The following is a 23,571-nucleotide window of genomic DNA, read 5'->3' as shown; positions in this document are numbered from 1 at the left end:
CTACCTTGCCCATTCCTGAAGCCCGTCCGGGCCATCGAATGCAGAGGAGCTGCGCATGCCCAATGACATCGCCAATAACCACCGCCCACCGACGACCTATGAACTGCTCACCCAACTGACCACTGGCCCCACCACCCGTGAAGTGGCCGCCAACACACTGCGCTCGGCGCTCAAAGAGCTGTATCCCACGCTGAATATCGACCCCGACCTGGCGGTGGTGGTCAGCCCTCAATGGGAGGTGATCGGCGAGGCTGTCGAACGCGCCCCAGCGCTTGTCGAATCGCTCACGTCGGTGCTCGCGCGTCAGGCGCTGTCCAGCGGCAGCGTCACCTACATTGACGGCCAACACTTCCTGACGCTGCAGCCCAATGCTGCGGCACCTGTCCACCTGGCCGTGAAGATCGACGCCATCGCACGTCTGATCAACGAGCTGTCCGGCCTGTTGTTCACTGCGTTCCAAGAACAGCAATTGGACTTCTGGAACGCGTCCAACGGCGGCACCGGCCCTCGTTGGCAGTCCTTCTCCAACGCCCTGCGCAAAGTATGGAACCTCACCGAAGAGCAAGGCTTGGATGAACACGAATGCGCCATGGCGCGCACGGTGTTTCAGGAACCCGACCGGGCCAAGCGTTCTCGCAAAGACCCTTACAACAGTCATGCCTACCTGGTTGATGTGGATATCCTGGCAGATGGCCAATCCACCCACGTGAGCTTTCTGGACATCACCGTGTTAGTGGGCCAATACCAGAAGCGCCAGATGGTCCTCACCTACTCATTGGTCAGTGGGTATGAAGCGTTCGAATCATTGGCCGCGTTCGGTGCCTCGTTGCCCGCCCGGCTGAGTGCTCCAGAACGAGACACCACCTTGCAATGGCGCCTGTATGAACCCGACGGCAACTTCTTCGATGCCCTGGCCTGCATCCTGATTTCGCTGCAAATACAGGTGATTGGCAGTTTCGGCGAGACGGATGTGCGGGAACAGCCCCGTGCCCCCGGCGTGGTGAGCATCGTGCCCAGCATTGAAGAGATGAGCGATCATCAACTGTCGAGTATCCGCGACATTCACCTACAACTTCCCGACTGGCTGGCGTCGGCATCAGACTCCGATACCGCCGCCTACAGCCGCTACCTGATCGACCTGGCCCACCTGCACACCCACTACCATGGCGAGACCTTCCAGGACGGCATTCCAGCCATTCGTGACTATGCGCGAACCCAGTTGCAAAGCCGCATCCGCGCCCCGAAAAAGAACGCGCACCTGAACCTGGACAAGATCGAGATCGTCATCGAGAGCCCGGTCCTGTGGGGCACCTTTATCATCCCCGGTGCCGTGGACATTACCCGTCGCAGCCTGATCGACCTGGCCCTGGAGAACCTCACCGGCCTGCCCACCGGCAATACCACGGTGCACTACAACGGCAAGGACAACGGCGTACCCGACTGGCTGACCTACGGCTACCTGAAAGACGTAATCGAAGACATCGATATTGGCCAGTACTACCCTGCCCTGGTCAAACAGAAACTCCTCGAGGACCCGCAGCAATCCAGCCGACGACAGCAGCTCTACACCAGCCACTTGCAGGTGCAATTGCCGCTGCTGGCCCTGCAGATGAAGATTCGCCAACAGGGCGGTATCGATGAACGCGGTTACCGCTATGTCGCCGCGGTGATGCGTACCGAGGAACATGAGCGCCAGGTGGACGGGCAGCCTATCGTCATCCGCTGCCTGGCGTTCGTGCCCACCCTGCGCCCTGGGCATGAACAAGATGGGGTCGCCAATATGTTCGTGATCGGCCCACGACAGTCCGGCGCTGGCCCCTGCGTGCTCTATCGGCCCCTGCTTGAACCGGCGCTGCTGCAATTCGCGTCGCGGCAAAACCTGCTGTACGCCATCAAACATGAACGATCGTTGCGCGAATCGGTTTTGGCCTGGCTGCCCGAGGCACAACGGTTCAATTACGCCCAATACGTGTTCCCCGACACCTTGCCGTCGCCGTGGACGGTGGTGCGTGCGCTGGTCGAGCCCCTGACCGTGCTGTACATGAGCGGCCCGATCACGCTGACCGATGAAGAAGTGGGCAATGACACACTGGCCACGCTGTTCAAGGCCAATGCCAATGCCCTGGTCGAATTGGCAACCCGCCAATCGGTGTCCAACGTGCAAAAACGCTGGGCGACCTTTCGGCATGCCGGCTGGCAGATATTCAATGCCGCATTGCCTTTCATGGGCCGCACCCTTGGCGTCGCCGCCTGGATCTGGCAAATCATGGACGACCTGCAATCCGCCGAGGAAGCGGTGAGCAAGGACGACTCGCCCGCGTCCTGGACAGCGTTGGTGGACGTATTCCTCAACCTGGGCATGGCGCTGACCCTGCACATCGCCCTGCGCCACCCTCGCGCACTGGAGCATTTCGAGACTCCCAAGGTCGAGACCGAATCCGAATCAACCGCCCTCCAAACGATAGATAAGCCTGCAGTGCCCGAGGCAGCATTCAACGCAGATCAGCAAGCCACTATTCCCGACAGCCAAATACCCGCCAAGCATCAAGGCCCGGTGCACATCAGCGGCGCCCTGAGTCATAGCCGCCTGGGCCTGGCCAGCACACTCGACAGCTTCAGCGTCATCAAACCTGAGGCATTGGGCGAACAGAACAAAACCCCCGGTCGCCACCTGAATCTCTATGCGCTTGCAGATAAGTGGTATGCACCGGTGGGCAAGCGTTGGTTCGAGGTGATGGTCGACGACAATGACAGCGTCGTCATCATCGACCCGAACACCCCATCGCGTACCGGCCCACCGCTGATCGGCAACTTGGCGGGCCAGTGGTTTGTGGATGTTCGGCTGCGACTGCGCGGCGGTGGCCTTCGAAACCGTCGACGGGCAGTCAAGGTCGATCAGCCTGCGCGCATTTCGGCGCTCAAAACGTCGCTCAACGCTTTCGATGCGGTCGCCGCCAGCAAACAACTGGACGTGCTTGAATCCAAGCCCGCGCTGGACGCCGCTGCCGGCCCTTCCACCGACCAACAGCGCAGTGCATTCCTCGGTAAAGTCGATGGCCGGCTGGTCGAATACGACGAAGCGATCAGCCAGTTGAAGTCCTTGAGCATCATCGACACGGTGCCTACCTACCAGAGCAACATGAGCGGCTACCTGAAGCAACAAGTGCAATTGACTCAGATTGCCTTGGAACAGCAACTGGTGAGCTACAAAGAGGCGCTGCTGTCTTCGTCGCCCGTCCTTGAAGCCGAGGCAGATATTAACTATCAGGACCAGGCACAAAGCGCACAGAACCTGTCCACTCTGAACAGGGGGATCATCGAGCGCCTGGAGTTCATCAACGAGCGTTTCGGCGATCTCAAAGCCCTGGGAGATGAGGGCGCAATCGTCATTCGTAAAACCATGGAATCATTGCCCTCGTTCACGCTTATCGAACTCAAGGCGCTGGATATCAGCTTGGGCCGCTACCTGTGTATCGACGAAGCGCAAAGCCAGATCCCAGCCACACTGCGCGAGCGAATGGGCCAGGTCGTCGATACCGCCGAACTCAACGTCGAAAGTTTCGTTGAGATCGTAGAGCGCGGTAACGGTACGTCGCTGGATGAACGTATTGACGTCCTGGACAGCCTGGTTGAGCAATTTTCCAGCGCCGATCAGCGCCTGCTGGACCTGCACGCCGATTACCCGCGGTTCCTGCTCAAGCCTCGCTTGGAAAGCTTTCGCCAGCAGATTGGCGAATTCAGCCAGCGGGCCGTGCGCGACCTGGCTTACCTTCTGCGCGAGAAAAAAGCGCTGGAACCCAAGCCCGGCAGCTCAAAGGCGGAGCCCCCGCCACGGCGTAAAGTCATCAAGACACGCCATCACGGCCTAGTGATGGGCGAACCGCGTGAAACCGACAGCAGCCTGGTGGACATCAAGGCCGGCGTCACCGGCAAAGTGATCGCCACGTTCCATGAAAAGGCGCCCGGCGTGTGGGTCAAACGGCAGAAAACTTCGTCACAGCCACCTGCGCCTGTTTCCGTTGACCTGGACACCAGCATCAACGCCGGGCAAACGCTATTGGATGGAGAACAGACTGAAATCCGCAAAAACCAGGGGTTCTCCAAGAAGTCCTGGCACCCACCGCAGGACATTCAAGACATGTTCAATGCCTATGCCAGGAGGCTTGAGAGCGCATCCAACGACATTGAAGAGGCCCTGACTCGCCGCAACCTTACCGAGAGCGATCACGCTTCCGCCGCCTCGACCAACCGCAAGCTCAACGAAGCGGCACAACGGTTTTATCGGCTCGGCAAAAAAACCTACCTGGAGATGGTCAAACATCAAGCACCCACTGCCGAGCGCGTGGAGTGGCTGCATAGCCAAGGCTTGATCCGCATCGTCAAGGTCGTGAGCCGCCGCGCACTCAAGGGGCCCAACAAGGGCTATCTGGATGAGTACGAGATTCGCGATAAAGAGAGCGGCAGGGTGTTGTGGTACGCCCACTTTCACTATGGGACGAAGGATGCCGCCCTTGAGGATTTCACCGCAGACCACCTCAAGACTCGCGAACAACAAGGGCTCGGGGGGTCCCATCAACGCACTGGCCCCAATGACTGGGACATCATCGAGATTCACCGCCGCAAGATCGGCAAGCCACTGGCCAAGTCGCTGTTCTTCAACACCTGAACGCCTTTACGGCAACCACGCCTGACGCAAACGTGCCAGCGCCTGTGCGATGTCGGCTTCGGGCACGGCGGCAAACCCCATCACCAGGCCGGCACGCTGGTCCGCAGGTGGGCTGGCGCCTGCCAACCAATAGCTGCTCAGGCCGTTGATTTCGACACCTGCGGCATGGGCCTGGGCGAGCAGTACCTGTTCACGTGCCAGGCTGTCCACGCGCACCGTCATGTGCAGCCCGGCCGCAACGCTGGGCAAGGACCCGACGCCGGGCAACCCGTCGGGCCAACCGGCCAGCAAGGCATTGCGTCGGCTTAATGCAGCGCGGCGCATGCGGCGAATGTGGCGCTGGAAATGCCCCGCCGCCATGAACTCGGCCATCACCGCCTGGGTGCTGACTTCGGAATGGCGCACGTCCACGGCGCGGCGCCGGGTGAAGGCTTGCACCAGGCCCGGTGGCAACACCAGGTAACCCAGGCGTAACGCCGGGAACGCCACCTTGCCGAAGGTGCCGACGTACAGCACGCGGCCATTGCGGTCCAGTGCAGCCAACGGTGACAGCGGCGCGCCGCTATAGCGGTACTCGCCGTCGTAATCGTCCTCCACGATCCAACCGCCCGAACGTTCGGCCCAGGCCAGCAATTCCAGACGCCGTGCCAGGCTCATCACCACGCCCAACGGGTACTGATGGGAAGGCGTGACATACGCCACGCGGCAATCATTGAGGGTACTGAGCACCTGGCAATCCATGCCCTCGCCGTCGACCGGCACGCCATGCAGTCGCCCGCCGGCCAACGCGAATGCATGGCCGGCCGCGCGGTAACCGGGGTTTTCCACCGCCACGCCGTCCCCAGGCTCTACCAGCAACTGTGCACAAAGGCTGATGGCCTGCTGTGCGCCACTGGTGATCACAATTTGTTCAGCCGTGCATTGCATGCCGCGCGAGCTGCGCAGGTACGCGGCGATCAAACCACGCAGACGGCCGTCACCTGCCGGGTCGCCATAGCACAACTGTTCCAGGTCGGGTTTGCGCCAGAACGCCCCATTCAGCTTGGCCCAAACCTCAAACGGGAACAGATCAAAGGCCGGTACACCCACGCGAAAGGCCCGAGGCGGCCCCACAGGCGGCTGGGGCAAGTGATGGTCTTTTACCCGCGCCAACCCGGCACTGTGGATAACTTCATCGTCCAAATCTTCGGGTAAATTGGCCCATTTTGTGGATAACCCTGGGGATAAGCCTGTTGACAACCCTGTGGATACTTTTGTGGATAGTTTTTTGGCCATCGGCAATTGGGCAACGTAGGTGCCATCACCTACCCGGCTCTCGATAAACCCTTCCGCATACAGCTGATCGTAGGCGCGCACCACGCTGTTGCGGGAAATCGATAAGGCCGCCGCCAGATCTCGGGTTGCGGGCAACCGCGTGCCACTGACCAGTCGCCCATCCAGCACCCGCTGGCGCAGGGCCTCATAGAGTTGGCGCGTGAGGCCCTGGCGGCGGTCCAACTCGATACCGGCAGGGTTGAAGGACAACGGCGGCGAAAGGGGCGGCATATTGGACCTATGAAAATAGCGCTAGATGGCTCTTACAACGAACCAATAGCCTGCCTAGGATGCAGGCATTCGCCAAGGAAAATCTCCATGTACACACCCCGCGCCTTTGCTCTCGATGACTTGCCCGAAATCCACCAACTGATCCAGCACACTCGTTTGGCGCAATTGATCACCCTGGGTGAAAACGGCCTGCAAGCCAGCCATTTGCCCCTGCTGCTCAACCCCGACGAAGGCCCCAACGGCACGCTGTACGGTCACTTGGCCAAGGCCAACCCACAATGGCGCGAGCTGCAAGATGGCGGTGAGGCGCTGGTGATCTTCGCCGGTGCCGACGCCTATATCAGCCCGGCGTTTTACCCCGCCAAGGCCGAGCACGGCAAAGTAGTGCCAACCTGGAACTACATCGCTGTGCACGCCTATGGCACGCCTGAGGTGTTCAGTGACGCCGAGCGCTTGCTCAAGGTCGTCACCGCCCTCACCGACCGCCATGAAAGCGGCCGCGCCCAACCCTGGCGTGTCAGCGACGCACCGGCGGACTACATTGACGGCATGCTCAAAGCCATCGTCGGCTTTGCCTTGCCGATCGAACGCCTGGTGGGCAAACGCAAGCTCAGCCAGAACCGCAGCGCGGCCGACATGGCCGGTGTGCGCGACGGCCTGGCCGCCAGTGCCGATGTACGCGACCAGACCCTGGCCCGCTTTATTCCCCAAGGAGTTTCAGAATGAGCTTGATCGACATTCGCCAGGTCAGCGCCGCCGACCACGCCGCCTGGCTGCCGCTGTGGCAGGCGTACTTGAAGTTCTATAACACCGAACTGCCGGACGCCGTCAGCCAAAGCACCTGGCAACGCCTGATCGACCCCAGCGAGCCGACCCATTCGGCACTGGCCTGGCAGGACGGCAAGGCGGTGGGCATGGTCAACTTCATCTACCATCGCTCCAACTGGAGCATCGAGAACTCCTGCTACCTGCAGGACTTGCTGGTGGACCCGGCTCAACGTGGCACCGGCGTGGGTCGCCAATTGATTGAATTCGTCTACGCCAGCGCCAAAGCCGATGGCTGCTGCAAGGTGCACTGGTTGACCCACGAGACCAACGCCACCGCGATCCAGCTCTACGAGCGCATCGCCGAACGCCCAGGCTTCATTCAATTTCGCAAAGGTCTCTAAGGAGCGCAGCATGACTACTTCCCTCGCCGACTGGAAAGGCGCCCCAGCGCCCACCGCGCACCTGCTTGAAGGGCGTTTTATCCACCTGGAAAAGCTCGACCCGGCGCGCCATGCCGACCAACTGTGGCAAGCCCTTGAAGGCCCAGGAGCCGACCCGAAGCTGTGGGATTATTTGCCCTACGGCCCGTTCACCGAGCGCAGTGCCTTCGACGCCTGGTTGAACAACCATGCCGCCCACAGCGACCCGTACTTTTTCAGCGTGATCGACCGCGCGACGGGCCAGGTCCAGGGCATCCTCAGCCTGATGTCCATCGTCCCGGCGCAAGGCCGAATCGAAATCGGCCACGTCACCTTCGGCGCACCGATGCAGCGCTCGCCGAAAAGTACTGAAGCGGTGTACCTGCTGGCCAAGTATGCGTTCGAGCAGGGCTACCGTCGGCTGGAGTGGAAGTGCAACAACGGCAACGCACGGTCCAAGTACGCAGCCGAGCGCTTGGGGTTCAGTTTTGAAGGGGTGTTCCGCCAGCACATGGTGGTCAAGGGACAGAACCGCGATACGGCGTGGTATTCGATCCTGGATTCGGAATGGCCGAAGGTCGGTGCCGGGTTTGAGGCGTGGTTGTCGGAGGCGAACCAGAGTGGGTCGGGCCAGTTGAAGACACTCACAGAGTGTCGGGGTTAATACTCACATCTGTGGGAGCTGGCTTGCCTGCGATACAGACACCTCGGTGTATCAGGCAAAACCCGTTGATGCCATCGCAGGCAAGCCAGCTCCCACAGGTTTGACCAGCGCTGAATCAGTCGGCCAGGCGCTGGGCCAGCACCGCAATATGCTCCGGCCCGATGCCGCAGCAACCGCCCAAATGGCTGGCGCCGCGTGCCTGCCAATCTGCCGCCCAGTGCAGGTAACCCGGCGGGTCGAGGTCGTCGCGCAGCGGGTCCAGGCCATCGTTGGCCGTGGCTTCCTTGGGTTGCGGTGGGAAGGCGTTGGCGTAGGCGCCGATCTGAATCGCTGCACCCAGTCGTTCGAAGGTTGCCCGCGCCGCATCAATGGCCGCGCCGATCACTTCCGGCTGGCTGCAGTTGAACAGCAATACCTGCACGCCCAGTTGCGCCGCCGCCTCGGCTGCATCCGCCACCGGTTCGCCGGAGCGCAGGCGCGGGACCTCGTCGGTGTCTTCATCTTTCAAGGTAAACGACAGCCAGAACGGCTTGCCATCCTTAGGCAGCCCGGCATGAATCGCCCGTGCTTCAGCGATCGAGCTCTGGGTTTCCGCCAGCCACAGATCGACATGCGGGGCCAGGCCATTCACCAACGGGGCCAGCAATTCACTGACGCGCTCGGCCTGGAACAGATCCGGACGATAAGAGCCAAACAGCGGCGGCAGTGAGCCGGCTACCTGCACGGCTTTACCGGAGGCTTGCACCGCCCGTCGCGCCAACTCACCGGCCAACGCGGCCAACGCCTGGCCTTCTGCGGCAAACCGCGCTTCGCCAATGTGGAACGGCACCACCGCGTAACTGTTGCTGGTGATCACATTGGCGCCGCTGTCGATGTAGGCCGCGTGCACCGCCTCCACCGCTTGCGGCGCTTCGCTCAAGGCCAGTGCCGACCATTCCGGCTGACGGAACGGCGCGCCACGGCGTTGCAGTTCACGGCCCATGCCGCCATCGAGAATTACTGTGCTTACTGCGCCCATATGCTTTTTACTCATATGCTTATGAAAATAACTCACTATGAGAGTCGTTCTTATAACTATTTAATGCGTACCGTTCGGTTAATAACAACCTCTTTTTTATTCGGGTGTTCGATTTTGAAATTCAGACCGCTGTTGGCCCTGGGCCTGACGATGTTGGCTGCTTCAACCCAAGCCTTTGGCGGTGCCACGCTGGATCGTGTCGAGCAGAAAAAAGAGCTGGTCGGCGTGCTGATGGAAAGCTACCCGCCGTTTTCATTTCTCAATGACCAGAACCAGCTCGACGGTTTCGACGTGGACGTGGCCAAGGCCGTGGCGCAAAAACTGGGCGTGAAGTTGCGCCTTGAAACCCCGTCCTGGGACGTGATCGCCGCCGGCCGCTGGAGCGGGCGCTACGACATCTGCATCTGCTCCATGACCCCAAGCAAGGCACGCGCTGAGGTGTTCGACTTCCCGGTGGAATACTACGCTTCGCCGGCCGTGATCGTGGTCAATGCCAAGGATGATCGCATCCACGAAGCCCGGGACCTGAGCGGCAAGAAAGTCGGCCTCACCAGCGCCTCCAGCTACGAAAGCTACCTGAACAAGAACCTGGTGATCGAAGGCGCCGAAGACACGCAATTGCAGTACCCATTCGAGGAGGTGCAGATCGCCCCGTACGACACCGACAATGTGGCATTCCAGGACCTGGGCCTGGGTGCTGGCGTGCGCCTGGATGCAATCCTCACCAACCTGGTCACCGCGCAGCCGCGCCTGAGCCAGGACAAGCGTTTCAAGCTCGCCGGTGCGCCGCTGTACTCGGAGCCCAACTCGGTGGCCATCGAGAAAGGCGATCCGCAGTGGGACAGCAAAGTGCGTGAGGTCTTCGCCCAGCTCAAGCAGGACGGCACCTTGAGCGCGCTGTCGCAAAAATGGATCGGCGCCGATATCAGCCGATGAGTTTTCGCCTACGGCTTTACCTGACCTGGGCGGCACTGTTCGCCCTGTTTGCGAGTTTCTTCCTGAGCTTTGACCTGAAGTTCTCGATCATCCTCGACAAGCTGCCCAACCTGGTCGGCCTGCACCTTGCGCCCAACGGTTTCCTGCAAGGTGCGGCGCTGACGCTGTTCTTGTGCCTATGCGCCATTGTCGCCTCATCGGTGCTGGGCTTTATCACCGCGCTGGGGCGCCTGTCCAAAAGTGCGGTGGCGTTCGGCATCGCCAGTTTCTACGCCTCGTTCTTTCGCGGCACGCCGCTGCTGATCCAGATCCTGTTGATCTACCTGGGCCTGCCGCAATTGGGGCTGGTGCCAGGCGCCATCGTCGCCGGGATCATCGCGCTGTCGCTGAATTACGGCGCCTACCTGAGCGAGATTTTCCGGGCCGGCATCCTCGGCGTGCCCCATGGTCAACGCGAGGCTGCGCTGGCCCTGGGCATGCGTGACAGGGCGATTTTCTGGCACGTGACCCTGCCCCAGGCCATGCGCACCATCATCCCGCCGGCCACCAACCAGTTCATCTCGATGCTCAAGGACTCCTCCCTGATCTCGGTGATGGGCGTATGGGAAGTGATGTTTCTGGCGCAGTCCTATGGCCGCTCAAGCTACCGCTATATCGAGATGCTCACGACGGCGGCGATCATTTATTGGGTGATGTCCCTGGGGCTGGAATTGATCCAGGCGCGCATGGAGCGGCATTTCGGCAAGGGCTACGTGCGGCGCGGTTGAAGGTCAGGGCCTGTTGCGCCGCACCTTGATCACGCCCATCTGCAAACCGAAAGGCCGAAACACAGCATTCAGCGATTTCAGGGTTGGGTTGCCCTCACCATGTTCGATATGCACCAGGGTGCGCACCGAGATTTTGCACATTCTGGCGAACTGGCTTTGGTGCAGGCCGGTCACTTCGGTGCGCAGGCGGCGCACGGCGGCGCCCAGCTCGAGCGAGCCATCGGCCAAGCCTTGTTCGACGCTGTCAATCAACAACGCACGAGCATCCATGCTGGTAGTCATCTCAACCCCCACTGTTTCAGGCGCAGGTCCAGCTTCCCCAGTGGAATGCTGGGGTGATTCAAGGTCACAGCGGGCACGCCACTGGCCACCAGAAGATCCGGCAATGCACGCAGGTGCTCGGCTGTTTGTCGCAGGCGTTCAAAGCTTTGCTCGGGGTCGACGAGGTCGGCCAGAGCCTCGCATACCGCTCTCCAATTGATATCCCCGGCGATCTCCAAGGGTTTGGGCCATTTGGTGGTTCGAGTGACTGCTTCAGCATCCATGACCATGGGCGCCAAGTCATAAAGGGGGGCCAGGCGCAGCGCCTTGGGCTCGCGGATGATCGATGTATTGCGGCCGTGGTTATCCGAATTACCCAGCACTTTATTCAGCAAATCCCGGCGCAGGTACTCTGCGACCAGATCTGCGATTTGGGCCTCTTGCCCCACTGCTCGCCATTGATCGACCAACAGCCTCACCACCTCCAGATGATCCATGTAGCTGTCAGGGGTGGTTACACCGGCCAAGGAATAGATCGACTCGACGGCCAGCCGTTCAACACCGCCCTCACCCAGTCTGCGATCAAAACGATGCATCCACAGGCTGGGTTTTGTCGCCTCTTCCAGCGCCAGCCCTTGGGTGGCGACCGTTTCGATGCCAAGAGACTCAAGCGCCCGGTAATAGTGGTACTCACTTCGCAGGATATCTTGATCAGTCTGCGTGGCCTGGTTGCGCGCGAACTTGATGAACCAGTGCTGAGCGACGTCAGCGTCATTCAGGATCGCATCTGGGTACAACAAGCCATCGGTACCTTGGGTCATCAATAATTTCGGCGCCTCGCCCCCTGCTCCGGTCGCACCACCGATGGCAGCACCTTGTTCATAGGCATATTCCAGGAAGCGGCTGTCGCGACTGACAACCTCATGTCGTGCAAACCCCATCGGTGTTTCACCGCCCAGGGCTTGGATGGACTCCTTGATCCGCATGTTGCCAATCGGTGCCGGCGTACTGCGCCCCAGCAAGAACAAATCGTCATCGATGGCCTGAGGTTTCTCACGACCAAGACGCTGCATCAAAAAACGCTTGGCCGCGCCGGCTGGCGCGATATCGTGCAGAAAAGCGGGGGCTGACTTGAGCACTGTCACGTCCCAATCCAGCGGGAACCGGGCACTGCCAGCGGTGCAGAAAGGTTGCTGGATCTCTTCGAGGTGATCGACCAGATAATCCTGGCGGTAATGAAACCTGCAGGGCCCGGCAAAACCCTTTTGCGGTTCAGGAAATTCAAGTCGCATAGCATCACGCCAGTGCCCGGCGGTGAAAATCTGCAGCGTCAAAGAGTAAGCGGTGTCTTTCTGCAATTTAGTGCACCTGCGAGGCGGAAACGGGAGCGACACATGCAATATAGTGCATATTCTACGAATGACGAGCCTTTATATACGCATTAAAATGCAGATACCGAAGGAAAACAGCTGAAAATATGCAATTTAATGCAAACGGCTTAACCGTCATTACTGCGACACATTCCTGCAACGACCTTGCGCTATACCAGTCGACTCGCTTGCCATAACAAGGTCGTCCAGCATGCCCCCGTCTCCACAACGCCTCGCGCTCGCCATCACCCTGTTGGCCAGCGGTGGTTTCATCGAAGCAGCCGCAGCCAAAACCCTACAGATCGACACGCCTACCACCCAGGGGCAAACCTTGGGTGGCAGTGATACATTGACCACGTCGGTGCCTGGCAGCATTACAACCTCCGGGGTAGCGGTGACGCTCAAGGACGGCACCCGCGGTGCGGGGGTGGTGGTGACTAACGCGGGCAAATTGGTCTCCAGTGGCGGCCGGGGTATCGACAGTTCGGGCAGTGTCAGCGGGGAGCGCAGGTACAGCATTTACAACCTTGCCGGCGGGGTGATCCAGGGCGCCAATGATGCGTTGCGCATCAACAGTAACTTCGCCAGCGGCAGCGTGCTGATCGACAACAGCGGCACCATTCGCTCGGCCACCGGCCAAGGGCTGGACCTGGATGCGCTGCGCAGCAGCAACGTCACTACCACGATCATCAACCGTGCCGGTGGCTTGATTCGCGGGGAGGCCAGCGACGGCATGAAGACCGGCGCCAACGCCTCTATCACTAACTACGGTGAGATCTCCACCGGCAACACCTTCTCCCGCGATGACAAGTTCGATGGCGTGGACATCGACTCCGCCAGCGGCGTGACGGTCACCAACTACGGCCTGATTTCCGGTGGCCGCCATGGCATCACCACAGATGAGGGCGCCACGCTGACCAACTACGGCACGGTGATCGGCCGCAACGGCTCGGGCTTTGGTTCCGATGGCGACGGCACTGTGATCAACCACGGCACCATCACCGGCGCGTTCTCCGGGCTGCAACCGGATGGCGACGGTGACGGCGTGGACATCGACAAGATCGCCCATATCGAAAACTACGGCGTCATCCAGGGTGTCGGCGCCGGGGGTGTCGACAAGAACGGCTTCGCCAACGGCAGCGAAGGGATCGCCCTGGGCGGCGGCGCTATCTACAACGCCAAAGGCGCGCTGATCAGTGGTGCCAACAATGCCATCCTGGTGGACGACGGCAGCGACGGGCCGGGGCTCGCGGCAACCACCCTGGAGAACCACGGCACGATTGAGGGCCTGGATGGCTTTGGCGTGAAGTTCGTCGGCAACTACGCCGACACGGTCATCAACAGCGGCACCATCAGCGGCAGTAATGGCCTGGCCCTGGATTTGGGCGGCGGCGATGACAATCTGATCTTGCGCAACGGTAGCCGCTTTATCGGCGCGGTGGACGGCGGCAGCGGTTACGACCGACTGACCCTGGACGACGTCGCAGGCGGCACTTTTGGCGACAGCCGCAACCTCGAACGGCTGGACGTGAAGCAAGGCACCTGGACGTTGACCGGCCAAGGTGATTTCAGCGACGGCGGCGAGATTTCCAGCGGTGCCAAGCTGATCAACCAAGGCGGGATTACCGGCAACGTGACGGTCGACACAGGCGGTGTGTATGCCGGCGGCGGCTCGGTGGGCGGCCTGGTGGTGAACGGCACCCTGCAGACCAACACCGCGTTGGGCACCGCCAGCATCAACCGTGACTTGCGCATGGGCAGCGGCTCGACCCTGGCCTATGGCGTCAACGCCGACGGCAGCAGCGCGCCGATCAAGGTCGGCGGCACCGCTTACCTCAATGGCGCGACCCTGGCGGTCAACCCCGGCGAAGGCACCTACCCCTGGCAAAGCCATTACAGCGTGCTGCAAGCCGGCAGCATCAATGGCACGTTTGGCAAGGTCACCAGCGACTACGCCTTCCTGACCCCAACCCTGGATTACAGCCCCACCCAGGTCGGCCTTACGTACACCCGTAACGACATCGCTTTCAACCAGTTCGCCAGCACCGGCAATGGCGCCAGCGCCGCCAACAGCCTGGCAGGCCTGGGCACGAACAACCCGCTGTACAACGCCCTGCTCAATACCACCACCGGCACAGCCGGTGCAGCCATCGAGCAACTGGCGGGCAGCAGCACCGCCAACCTCACCAGCGCCACCCTCAATGCCAGTGCGCAAGTCGGCAACAGCATGCTCGCCGCCATGCATCAGGTGGGCGGCGGTGCGGGACTGCTGGTGGGGCTCAATGACAAAGACACGCCGTTACTGGCCGCCACCGGCGTGCCCGCCGAAGTGCGCAACCTCAATGACCCGAATGCCCGTGGCCGCCTGTGGCTGCAAGGCATCGGCAGCTACGGCAAGCTCGATGGCGAGCACGGCAGCAACGGCTTGACCCAACGCACCAAAGGCACAGTGCTCGGCGCCGATTGGGCGCTGGATAGTGACTGGCGCCTGGGTGTGCTGGGCGGTTACTCCAAGACCGACCTGGACACCACCGGTGTGGACGGCAGCGTCGACAGCTGGCACGCCGGCGTCTATGCCCTGCGCCAGAGCGGCCCACTGGCGTTGCGCCTGGGTGCGGCCTACAGCGGGCACCAAGGCGACAGTAAACGCACGGTGGCCTTCAACGGCTTTAACGACCGCCCCAAAGGCGACTATGACGCCAGCAGCCAGCAGGCTTTTGCGGAACTGGGCTACGCCCTGGGCAGCGGTCGCTTGAGCGCAGAACCGTTCGCCAACCTCGGCTACCAGCGCTACCAGCGCGACGGCTATAACGAAAAAGGCGGCGCCGCTGCGCTGCACGTCGAGAGCCAGACCCAGGACAACTTCAGCAGCACCTTCGGCCTGCGCCTGGCGCACCTGAGCCAGCTGGACAACGGCGTCAGCCTCACACCTCGTGCCAGCGTTGGCTGGAAGCACACCTATGGCGATGTCGACAGCACCACACGCCAGGCTTTCCTGGCCGGTGGCACCGCCTTCAATGTGCAAGGCAGCGCCCTGGACCGCGACAGCCTGTTGCTCGAAGCGGGCCTGGACGTCGGTTTATCCGCCCGTCATCGCCTGGGCCTGGGCTATACCGGCGAAGTGGGCAGCAACAGCCGTAACCATGCGCTGACCGGCCAATGGCAGATGAGTTTTTAATCGCACCGTACTAGAGACAACTCCCGCACATCAGCGGTCGATAGACTGACAGTTATCCCCCTGCACCTCGCCTAAATTCCCGGCCTCATTCATCAGAGGTTGGGAATTCATGCCCTTTACACTTCAAAGAATCGCAATCGTCATCAGCTTGGCAGTGGCCGCCAGTTTTCAGCCTGCCCATGCGCGCGGCGATATCGAATACAAGCCCTACGGCAGCTATCCCTATGACGCCGCCGACTATAGCGGAGTATTTATACCCCAGTTCGAAGCGCCGCCCATTCCACCGCCCTTCGACGGGTTCCTCACTCAGCAGGCCACTTCGCACAACGGCCTGCAGGTCGCCAAGGTGCTGGAGCCGGCAGTGATTCAACTGGTGGCCTCCGGCGAGTTGGACTCGGAAGACCTCAAGGAGCTGCAAAAATCACTTGAGCAATTGAGCAAGCAACCCGGAGGGATCGGCGCAGCCCTTGAGCAACTGGCCGCCAGCCAAAACGCCAACCTGGCCACCGCAACCCAGGCCACCACCCAGCACCTGAGCCGCCAATTGCTCGCCACCCTGCGCACGCTGCCTACTGACGACGACGGCCACTTCTGGGTGCAAGGCCTGGGCAACGCCGGCAGCCTGGACCCACAACACGGCAGCGCCGGCTTGAAACACGATACCCAAGGCCTGTTGCTGGGCGCCGACTGGGCGATCGACCATGCCTGGCGGGTGGGTGTCATGGGCGCCAAGACCTCCAGCCGCTTCGATGCCCCGCGTTATGCCGCCGAACTGGACAGCTGGCACTTGGGCGGCTACGCCGTGCGCCAGGACGGCCCCTTCGCCCTGCGCCTGGGGGCGATCTACAGCAACCATGCCGGGCAGAACAAACGCAGCGTCAGCCTGCTCACTTACCACGACTCGCTCAAAAGCAAATACAACGCCAGCAGCCAGACACTGTTCTCCGAACTCGGCTATCAATTGGGCAGCGGTGATTCCACTGTCGAACCCTTCGTCGGCCTTGGCTACCAACGCTATCAGCGCGACCGTTTCAAAGAGAGCGGCGGCGTAACCGCATTGAACGTCGGCCCACAAACCCAGCGAAACCTGAACAGCACCTTTGGCCTGCGCCTGGCAACGCTGTATCGCTTCGACAACAACATGAGCCTCACGCCCCACCTCAGCACGAGCTGGAAACACCTCTACGGCGACGTCAACAGCCAGGTCCGCCAAACCTCGCGCTATGCACCGGGCCTGATCGACGAGTACACCATCACCGGCACCGCCCTGGACCGCGATAGCTTTGACTTGCATGCAGGCCTGGACCTTGCCTTGTCCACCCAACACAGCGTCGGCCTGACCTATAGCAGCCAAGCCGGCAACCATGGCCACGACCAAGGCCTGATGGGCCAGTGGAAAATGAGTTTCTAAGCCCGTGAACGCCTGAATTTCAGGCGAAAAAAAAGGGGAGCACCTGCCCCCCCGAGGATTAAACGTTAGTCTCGAAGGCTGTGATCAGCCTTCGATCTCAATCAGGATTTCGCCAGGGTTCACCCGGTCGCCCTTGGCCACATGTACAGCGCTCACCTTGCCGGCAATCGCTGCCTGCACTTCGGTTTCCATCTTCATGGCTTCGGTAATCAGCACGGCCTGGCCGGCCTTGACCACGTCGCCGACCTTGACCAGCACATCGACGATATTGCCCGGCATCGCCGTGCTGACATGGCCCGGTTCGGTCGCGTGCTTGCGCTTGCTGCCGCCGCTGCTGACAAACTCGTTGAGCGGTTCGAACACCACTTCTTCCGGCATGCCGTCGATGGACAGGTAGAAGTGACGCTTGCCTTCGGCCTTCACGCCGACACCGGTGATATCCACGCGGTAGCTTTCGCCGTGCACGTCGATAACGAATTCGGTCGGTACGCCTTCGCCGCCAGCACGGGCCACGCCGCCCGCTTCCGGGATCGGCAACAGCACTTCAGGAGCCAAGGTGCCGGCGTCACGTTCTTCGAGGAACTTGCGCCCGATGTCCGGGAACATGGCGTAGGTCAGCACGTCTTCTTCGGACTTGGCCAGTGCGCCGATTTCGCCGCGCAGCTTGGTCATTTCCGGCTTGAGCAAATCCGCCGGGCGCACGTCGATCACGTCTTCGCTGCCGATGGCCTGGCGGCGCAGTTTTTCATTCACCGTGCCCGGCGCCTTGCCGTAACCGCCTTGCAGATAGAGCTTCACTTCGTTGGTGATGGTCTTGTAGCGCTCACCGGCCAGCACGTTGAAAAACGCCTGGGTGCCGACGATCTGCGAGGTCGGCGTTACCAACGGCGGGAAGCCGAGGTCTTCACGCACTCGCGGGATCTCGGCCAGCACTTCGCTCATGCGGTTCAGAGCGCCCTGCTCTTTGAGCTGGTTGGCCAGGTTGGAGATCATTCCGCCCGGCACCTGGTTGACCTGCACACGGGTGTCGACGGCGGTGAATTCGCTCTCGAACTGGTGGTACTTCTTGCGTACGGCATAGAAGTACAGGCCGATCTCTTGCAGCAGTTCCAGGTCGAGGCCGGTGTCGAACTCGCTGCCTTTAAGGGCCGCGACCATCGACTCGGTGCCCGGATGGCTGGTGCCCCAGGCAAAGCTGGAGATGGCCGTGTCGATGTGGTCGGCACCGTTTTCGATGGCCTTGAGTTGGCACATCGCGGCCAGGCCGGCGGTGTCGTGGGAGTGGATAAAGATCGGCAGGTTCTGCTCGGCTTTCAGCGCCTTGACCAACTCGCCGGTGGCGTAGGGCGTGAGCAGGCCAGCCATGTCCTTGATCGCGATGGAGTCGCAGCCCATGGCTTCCAATTGCTTGGCCTGGGCCACGAACGCTTCTACGGTATGCACCGGGCTGGTGGTGTAGGCGATGGTGCCCTGGGCATGCTTGCCAGCGGCCTTGACCGCTTCAATGGCCACGCGCAGGTTACGCACGTCGTTCATTGCATCGAAAATGCGGAACACGTCGATACCGTTAACCGCCGCCTTGGCCACGAAGGCCTTGACCACGTCGTCGCTGTAATGGCGGTAGCCCAGCAGGTTCTGGCCGCGTAGCAGCATTTGCAGGCGTGTGTTAGGCAGCGCGGCGCGCAGTTGGCGCAGGCGCTCCCACGGGTCTTCCTTGAGGAAGCGCACACAGGCGTCGAAGGTCGCGCCGCCCCAGACTTCCAGGGACCAGTAGCCGACTTTGTCGAGCTTGTCGCAGATGGGCAGCATGTCGTCGGTGCGCATGCGGGTGGCCAGCAACGATTGGTGGGCGTCGCGCAGGATGGTGTCGGTTACGAAGATCTTCTTGCTCATTGTTATATTCCTCACAGGCCTGCGTGGGCGGCGATGGCGGCGGCGATGGCCAGGGCCAGCTCTTCGGGTTTGCGCTTGATCGAGTAGTTGGTCAGCTCAGGGTGGCTTTCCACAAAACTGGTATTGAACTGGCCGCTACGGAATTCCGGGTTGCGCAGGATTTCCTGGTAGTAGGCGGCGGTGGTCTTCACGCCTTGCAGGCGCATGTCGTCCAGGGCACGCAGGCCGCGGTCCATGGCTTCTTCCCAGGTCAACGCCCACACCACCAGTTTCAGGCACATGGAGTCGTAGAACGGTGGGATGGTGTAGCCGGTGTAGATCGCCGTGTCGGTACGCACGCCGGGGCCGCCGGGGGCGTAATAACGGGTGATCTTGCCGAAGCTTGGCAGGAAGTTGTTCTTCGGGTCTTCGGCGTTGATACGAAACTGCAACGCGAAACCCCGGTGCTGGATGTCTTCCTGCTTGACCGACAACGGCAGGCCGGAGGCGCTGCGGATTTGCTCGCGAACGATATCGATGCCGGTGATTTCTTCGGTGATGGTGTGTTCCACCTGCACCCGCGTGTTCATCTCCATGAAGTACACCTCGCCCTCGGCGAGCAGGAACTCCACGGTGCCGGCGTTCTCGTAACCCACAGCCTTGGCCGCGCGCACCGACAGGTCGCCGATGTAGGCGCGCTGTTCCGGGGTCAGTTGCGGGCTGGGGGCGATTTCGATCAGCTTCTGGTTGCGACGCTGGATCGAGCAATCACGCTCGAACAGGTGCACCACGTTGCCAAAGCTGTCACCGAGGATCTGCGCCTCGATGTGCTTGGGATTGACGATGCATTTTTCCAGGAACACTTCCGCCGAACCGAAGGCCTTGGTGGCTTCGGAAATCACGCGGGGGAAGGCTTGCTCGAGTTCTTCGCGACTGTTGCAACGACGAATACCACGGCCACCGCCACCGGAGGTGGCCTTGAGCATCACCGGGTAACCGATGCGGTCGCCTTCGGTGAGGGCTTCATGGATGTCGGCGACGTTGCCTTCGGTGCCCGGCGTGACCGGCACACCGGCCTTGATCATGCTGCGGCGCGCTTCGGTCTTGTCGCCCATGCGGCGAATCACTTCTGCCGAGGGGCCGATAAACTTGATGCCGCGTTCGGCACAGATGTCTGCCAACTCGGCGTTTTCCGACAGGAAGCCGTAGCCGGGGTGCAGCGCATCGCAACCGGTTTCCACCGCCAGGTTCACCAGCTTGCGCGGGTTCAAGTAACCGGCCAGTGGCTCGGCACCGATGCTGTGAGCTTCGTCGGCACGCTTGACGTGCAACGCATGGCGGTCGGCGTCCGAATAAACCGCGACCGAGCGAATGCCCATCTCGGCGCAGGCACGCACGATTCGTACGGCAATTTCACCACGGTTGGCGATCAGGATCTTTTTTATCACTTGGAAATTCCCTTGAGCCGATTTGCGTGCTTCGACCCGTTGCAGCCGGGCCGGCGCGTGACCAAATGTTTCATGACAGTCGCGAGACACACACTATGCGCACAGGAGAATTAACAAAAATCAATAATTATTGGGTTGTGTATAAGTAAAGACTTATAGTTGGCCGAGATACCAAGGGGCCGAGGCTTTATAAAATGCGTAAGTCGTTGATGCGTATGACATTGCGTCAATTGCAGATCTTCAATGAAGTGTGTGATTTGCGTTCCTACAGCCGTGCCGCCGAGGAAATGTCCCTCACCCAACCGGCGGTCAGCCTGCAAATTCGCCAGCTGGAAGAGCTGATCGGTCAGCCGCTGTTCGACTATGCCGGCAAAAAACTCTACATGACCGAGGCCGCTGAAGCCCTGCAGCGGGCCAGCCGCGATATATTCGGGCGCCTGGAAAACCTCGATATGCAGCTGTCGGATATGCAGGGTTCACTGCAAGGCCAACTGAAACTTGCGGTGGAGTCCAGCGCCAAGTATTTCGTGCCGCACCTGTTCGCCGCGTTCAAGCGCCAGCATCCGGAGGTTCAATTGCAGCTCACGGTGGTCAACCGCGCCCAGGTGATCCGCCGGCTCTCGGACAACCGCGATGACTTGGTGATCATGTCCATGGTGCCCCAGGACATGGGCCTGGAGTTCCTGCCGTTTCTCAACAACCCGATTGTGGCCGTGGCATTGCCGGATCATCCCCTGAGCCTGCAAGGGCCGTTGCGCCTGCAGGACCTGGAGCCTTACACCCTGCTCATCCGCGAACCGGGCTCTGGCACACGGCTGGCCTGCGAAGAGTACTTCAAGGAAAAACGCGTGCACTTCACCCAGACGGTGGAAGTGGCCTCGGCGGAGGCGCAGCGTGAGTGCGTGGCGGCAGGATTGGGCGTGGCCCTGCTGACGCGCCACGCCTTGAACCTGGAGCTGGCCACCGGCGGGCTCAAGGAACTGCCGGTGGAAGAACTGCCGCTGTACCGCAGTTGGTGCCTGGTGCAGGCCAAGGCTAAACGCCTGTCACCGGTGGCCCATGCGTTCCTGGGCTTTATTCGCAGCGAACGGGTGCAGATCAGCGCGCTGGCTGAGCGTTTCGCTGGGCAGCCACGGGTGCCTGCCAATGCAGTTCCGGGTAGTCACTGATGCTCTGGAGCAACTGGCGCTCCTCGCAACGGTCTTCGATGGCGCGACGGAACGCCATGCGGCGCTGGTCTTCCTGCTGACGACGGGTCTTGACGGTGCTGTTGCTGTCTTCGTAGGGCCGGGTCATTTGGAGTCTCCCAATGCGAGTACGGGGAGTACAGGATGGGCGTGGGGGATGACAGTTTGGCGGCGCGGGGGTTACAGGATGATGAATCTTGCGCATATGGCGCAAACCCATGTGGGAGCTGGCTTGCCTGCGATAGCCATAGGTATCTACACAACTTTGTAGCCTGTAGCAGCCGACGGTAACTACGATGCGAAGCGAGCCGCTCTTGATCTGCTTTTGATCTTGATCTCAGGCGCCCCGTTAAACCACGCTGGCCGAACGCAGGCTTGAATTCGTGGGTAACCCGGCAGGACGCCGGGTTAGCCGCCCCGCGCCATGGATGGCGCGTGGCGGCGGCCCACGGATTCAAGCCTGCGTTCGGGCACACCGAGCCCAAGCGAGGTGCCGAGTGGTGGGGCAAGAGCGTTTTGCTTACTTTGCCGCTTTTGCAAAGTGAGCCGCCGTTGAACTGCCCCCCGAAAGTTGGACAGGGGACGCTATTGATTTAATGCCTGAGTCCGAAATTGTACCGGGCTCAAGCCATTTAGTCTGAGGCTTATGCGGTCTTGGTTGTAGTAGGCGATGTAATCCTCTATGCCTGATGCCAACTGCTCCACACTCTCAAATGACTCCAAATAGAAAAACTCGCTCTTGAGCGTGCCGAAAAAACTCTCCATGGCGGCATTGTCCAAGCAATTACCCTTGCGCGACATGCTCTGCTCGATGCTCTTTTCGGCCAGCATGTGTCGGTAGATAGGCTGCCTGTACTGCCAACCCTGGTCGGAGTGCAGTATCGGTTTGTCACCTTGATTCAGTCGCCCGAAGGCTTTTTCCAGCATCGTCGAAACCATCCTGAATTCGGGACGTCGGTTGATCTGGTAAGCCAGGATCTCGCCGTTGTACAAATCCATGAGAGGCGAGAGAAACAGCTTTTGCCCCTTCACCTTGAACTCCGTCACGTCGGTTGCCCATTTCTCGTTAGGGGCTTCTGCCTTGAATTCGCGCTTTAGTAGATCAGGCGCAACAAGCCCTTCAGCACCTCGGTAAGAGCGATATTTCTTCACTTTGACCAGCGACTTGAGGCCTATCACCTGCATCAGTCGATACACCTTTTTGTGATTGATCAACTCACCACTGTTTCCAAGGGTCGCGGCGATGCGGCGGTAGCCGTAACGCCCCTTATGCCCGTGATAGACGCTGCGGATGCGATCTTTAAGGCCGGCATGCTTGTCGGTTAGCAGTGTTTTGCTTTGGTAATAGAAGGTGCTGCGTGCCAGTGCCGCAGCACGTAGCAACAGAGCAAGTGGATGCTCATGCCTCAATCCTTGGACGGCCTGCGTTTTTTTGGCTGCGCAGTACGGGGATCCGCTTGGATTAAGGCATCGAGCTTTTTTAGATAGGCATTCTCCGCGCGCAGATAAGCCAGTTCTGCGAGCATTTGTGCAGGGGTCAGTTCTGCGTCCGCAGGAAGAGCAGGACTTGCTTTGGGTTGCCTGGAAGGTTTGCGGGGCATACTGGACTCTTTAAGACGCTGCGGTTGTAGTGCTTCTACACCGCCTTCATCGTACAGCTTTCGCCACTGCCTGATACTACTTGGACCACGGATATCAAACCGTATACAGGCCTGTTGGTCCGACAGTCCATCTTGTTTGATGCACTGCAAAACCTTTAATTTAAACTCGGCATCGTAATGGCTGTACTTGGCGATCAAGCCAGAGGCGCCGTGCTTTTCAAAACCCTTGACCCAGCGTCGCAGGAGCGATGGACTCAAGTCATGCTTAAGGGCCACCTCATGGATGCTACTGGCAGACAGGCACTCTTCAATCAATGATTGCTTGAGCGCTAGGTTGTATTTCGTCATGGAACACTCTCCCGAGGGGGCAGGTGTCCAACATTCGGGGGTCAGTTCACGTCAGGGCGGAACCCTAAGTGGCCGTTACCGCAGAAATGGATATGTACTCGGTACACCAGCG

General features: G+C 60.6%; 17 protein-coding genes. 9 read left to right on the top strand and 8 right to left on the bottom strand.

Annotation, left to right across the window (positions count from 1 at the left end; genetic code table 11):
• The first annotated feature begins 55 nt into the window (after positions 1 to 55).
• Positions 56 to 4,666, top strand: a complete 4,611-nt coding sequence (locus V8689_RS00280; protein ID WP_060766314.1) for a dermonecrotic toxin domain-containing protein — start codon at positions 56 to 58, stop codon at positions 4,664 to 4,666.
• 6 nt (positions 4,667 to 4,672) lie between these two features.
• On the opposite strand, the gene V8689_RS00275 is transcribed toward V8689_RS00280, so the two are convergent.
• The gene (locus V8689_RS00275; protein WP_056785151.1) at positions 4,673 to 6,211 is read right to left on the bottom strand and encodes a PLP-dependent aminotransferase family protein; all 1,539 of its coding nucleotides are present in this window, start codon (positions 6,209 to 6,211) and stop codon (positions 4,673 to 4,675) included.
• 87 nt (positions 6,212 to 6,298) lie between these two features.
• Here V8689_RS00275 and V8689_RS00270 point away from each other — a divergent pair, with 87 nt between their 5' ends.
• From V8689_RS00270 to V8689_RS00260, 3 genes are read left to right on the top strand one after another with little or no spacing between them, the layout of a single operon-like run.
• Positions 6,299 to 6,937, top strand: a complete 639-nt coding sequence (locus tag V8689_RS00270) for an FMN-binding negative transcriptional regulator (protein WP_056785155.1) — start codon at positions 6,299 to 6,301, stop codon at positions 6,935 to 6,937.
• Positions 6,934 to 7,380: a GNAT family N-acetyltransferase gene (locus V8689_RS00265; RefSeq protein ID WP_056785158.1), complete on the top strand. Its 447-nt coding sequence runs from the start codon at positions 6,934 to 6,936 to the stop codon at positions 7,378 to 7,380. Before V8689_RS00270 ends, V8689_RS00265 begins: the two co-directional genes overlap by 4 nt.
• Positions 7,381 to 7,390: 10 nt before the next feature.
• Positions 7,391 to 8,062: a GNAT family N-acetyltransferase gene (locus tag V8689_RS00260; RefSeq protein WP_056785163.1), complete on the top strand. Its 672-nt coding sequence runs from the start codon at positions 7,391 to 7,393 to the stop codon at positions 8,060 to 8,062.
• Positions 8,063 to 8,177: 115 nt separating this feature from the next.
• Here the strand turns inward: V8689_RS00260 and V8689_RS00255 are convergent, their stop codons facing one another.
• Positions 8,178 to 9,080, bottom strand: coding sequence for a homocysteine S-methyltransferase family protein (locus V8689_RS00255; protein WP_056785165.1), 903 nt, complete (start codon positions 9,078 to 9,080; stop codon positions 8,178 to 8,180).
• A 114-nt stretch (positions 9,081 to 9,194) separates the two neighbouring features.
• Here V8689_RS00255 and V8689_RS00250 point away from each other — a divergent pair, with 114 nt between their 5' ends.
• The gene (locus V8689_RS00250; RefSeq protein WP_034134100.1) at positions 9,195 to 10,016 is read left to right on the top strand and encodes an ABC transporter substrate-binding protein; all 822 of its coding nucleotides are present in this window, start codon (positions 9,195 to 9,197) and stop codon (positions 10,014 to 10,016) included.
• A complete protein-coding gene (locus tag V8689_RS00245; protein WP_014720547.1) occupies positions 10,013 to 10,783 on the top strand; it encodes an amino acid ABC transporter permease in 771 nt (256 codons plus the stop codon). Before V8689_RS00250 ends, V8689_RS00245 begins: the two co-directional genes overlap by 4 nt.
• A 3-nt stretch (positions 10,784 to 10,786) precedes the next feature.
• Here the strand turns inward: V8689_RS00245 and V8689_RS00240 are convergent, their stop codons facing one another.
• Positions 10,787 to 11,065 (bottom strand): helix-turn-helix domain-containing protein, encoded by a 279-nt coding sequence (locus V8689_RS00240; protein ID WP_056785169.1) that lies wholly within the window; start codon positions 11,063 to 11,065, stop codon positions 10,787 to 10,789.
• Entirely contained in the window at positions 11,062 to 12,402 is a 1,341-nt protein-coding gene (locus V8689_RS00235; RefSeq protein WP_056785171.1) for a type II toxin-antitoxin system HipA family toxin, read from the bottom strand. Before V8689_RS00235 ends, V8689_RS00240 begins: the two co-directional genes overlap by 4 nt.
• 223 nt (positions 12,403 to 12,625) lie before the next feature.
• Here V8689_RS00235 and V8689_RS00230 point away from each other — a divergent pair, with 223 nt between their 5' ends.
• Both V8689_RS00230 and V8689_RS00225 read left to right on the top strand, forming a co-directional pair.
• The gene (locus V8689_RS00230; protein ID WP_056785173.1) at positions 12,626 to 15,592 is read left to right on the top strand and encodes an autotransporter outer membrane beta-barrel domain-containing protein; all 2,967 of its coding nucleotides are present in this window, start codon (positions 12,626 to 12,628) and stop codon (positions 15,590 to 15,592) included.
• A 109-nt stretch (positions 15,593 to 15,701) separates the two neighbouring features.
• Positions 15,702 to 17,003, top strand: a complete 1,302-nt coding sequence (locus tag V8689_RS00225; protein ID WP_056785177.1) for an autotransporter outer membrane beta-barrel domain-containing protein — start codon at positions 15,702 to 15,704, stop codon at positions 17,001 to 17,003.
• A gap of 84 nt (positions 17,004 to 17,087) precedes the next feature.
• Here V8689_RS00225 and oadA read toward each other — a convergent pair whose 3' ends face one another.
• Both oadA and V8689_RS00215 read right to left on the bottom strand, forming a co-directional pair.
• Positions 17,088 to 18,896, bottom strand: a complete 1,809-nt coding sequence (gene oadA, locus V8689_RS00220; protein WP_003195730.1) for a sodium-extruding oxaloacetate decarboxylase subunit alpha — start codon at positions 18,894 to 18,896, stop codon at positions 17,088 to 17,090.
• An 11-nt stretch (positions 18,897 to 18,907) separates the two neighbouring features.
• A complete protein-coding gene (locus tag V8689_RS00215) occupies positions 18,908 to 20,323 on the bottom strand; it encodes an acetyl-CoA carboxylase biotin carboxylase subunit (protein ID WP_434520671.1) in 1,416 nt (471 codons plus the stop codon).
• A 194-nt stretch (positions 20,324 to 20,517) separates the two neighbouring features.
• On the opposite strand from V8689_RS00215, the gene V8689_RS00210 reads away from it, so the two are divergent.
• Positions 20,518 to 21,492 (top strand): LysR family transcriptional regulator, encoded by a 975-nt coding sequence (locus tag V8689_RS00210; RefSeq protein ID WP_056785179.1) that lies wholly within the window; start codon positions 20,518 to 20,520, stop codon positions 21,490 to 21,492.
• Here V8689_RS00210 and V8689_RS00205 read toward each other — a convergent pair.
• Together V8689_RS00205 and V8689_RS00200 are read right to left on the bottom strand one after the other, a co-directional pair.
• The gene (locus V8689_RS00205) at positions 21,422 to 21,619 is read right to left on the bottom strand and encodes a PA3496 family putative envelope integrity protein (protein WP_073526287.1); all 198 of its coding nucleotides are present in this window, start codon (positions 21,617 to 21,619) and stop codon (positions 21,422 to 21,424) included. The genes V8689_RS00210 and V8689_RS00205 overlap by 71 nt on opposite strands.
• Before the next feature lie 476 nt (positions 21,620 to 22,095).
• Positions 22,096 to 23,459 (bottom strand): IS3 family transposase gene (locus V8689_RS00200; RefSeq protein ID WP_155717239.1). Its coding sequence is split into 2 segments (ribosomal slippage): positions 22,096 to 22,994 and positions 22,994 to 23,459, totalling 1,365 coding nucleotides; the frame shifts between segments, so codons are not numbered across the junction.
• Between the last annotated feature and the right edge of the window lie 112 nt (positions 23,460 to 23,571).

The organism is Pseudomonas sp. AK181, from assembly GCF_051122975.1.
Taxonomy (GTDB): Bacteria; Pseudomonadota; Gammaproteobacteria; order Pseudomonadales; family Pseudomonadaceae; genus Aquipseudomonas; species Aquipseudomonas lactis.
This window is presented reverse-complemented; position numbering and strand designations above follow the sequence as displayed.

What these genes read in the sequence shown, in the direction of transcription:
- V8689_RS00280 (WP_060766314.1), top strand. Translation starts at nt 56, where the DNA reads ATGCCCAATGACATCGCCAATAACCACCGCCCACCGACGACCTATGAA.
- V8689_RS00275 (WP_056785151.1), bottom strand. Translation starts at nt 6,211, where the DNA reads ATGCCGCCCCTTTCGCCGCCGTTGTCCTTCAACCCTGCCGGTATCGAG.
- V8689_RS00270 (WP_056785155.1), top strand. Translation starts at nt 6,299, where the DNA reads ATGTACACACCCCGCGCCTTTGCTCTCGATGACTTGCCCGAAATCCAC.
- V8689_RS00265 (WP_056785158.1), top strand. Translation starts at nt 6,934, where the DNA reads ATGAGCTTGATCGACATTCGCCAGGTCAGCGCCGCCGACCACGCCGCC.
- V8689_RS00260 (WP_056785163.1), top strand. Translation starts at nt 7,391, where the DNA reads ATGACTACTTCCCTCGCCGACTGGAAAGGCGCCCCAGCGCCCACCGCG.
- V8689_RS00255 (WP_056785165.1), bottom strand. Translation starts at nt 9,080, where the DNA reads ATGGGCGCAGTAAGCACAGTAATTCTCGATGGCGGCATGGGCCGTGAA.
- V8689_RS00245 (WP_014720547.1), top strand. Translation starts at nt 10,013, where the DNA reads ATGAGTTTTCGCCTACGGCTTTACCTGACCTGGGCGGCACTGTTCGCC.
- V8689_RS00240 (WP_056785169.1), bottom strand. Translation starts at nt 11,065, where the DNA reads ATGACTACCAGCATGGATGCTCGTGCGTTGTTGATTGACAGCGTCGAA.
- V8689_RS00230 (WP_056785173.1), top strand. Translation starts at nt 12,626, where the DNA reads ATGCCCCCGTCTCCACAACGCCTCGCGCTCGCCATCACCCTGTTGGCC.
- V8689_RS00225 (WP_056785177.1), top strand. Translation starts at nt 15,702, where the DNA reads ATGCCCTTTACACTTCAAAGAATCGCAATCGTCATCAGCTTGGCAGTG.
- oadA (WP_003195730.1), bottom strand. Translation starts at nt 18,896, where the DNA reads ATGAGCAAGAAGATCTTCGTAACCGACACCATCCTGCGCGACGCCCAC.
- V8689_RS00210 (WP_056785179.1), top strand. Translation starts at nt 20,518, where the DNA reads ATGCGTAAGTCGTTGATGCGTATGACATTGCGTCAATTGCAGATCTTC.
- V8689_RS00205 (WP_073526287.1), bottom strand. Translation starts at nt 21,619, where the DNA reads ATGACCCGGCCCTACGAAGACAGCAACAGCACCGTCAAGACCCGTCGT.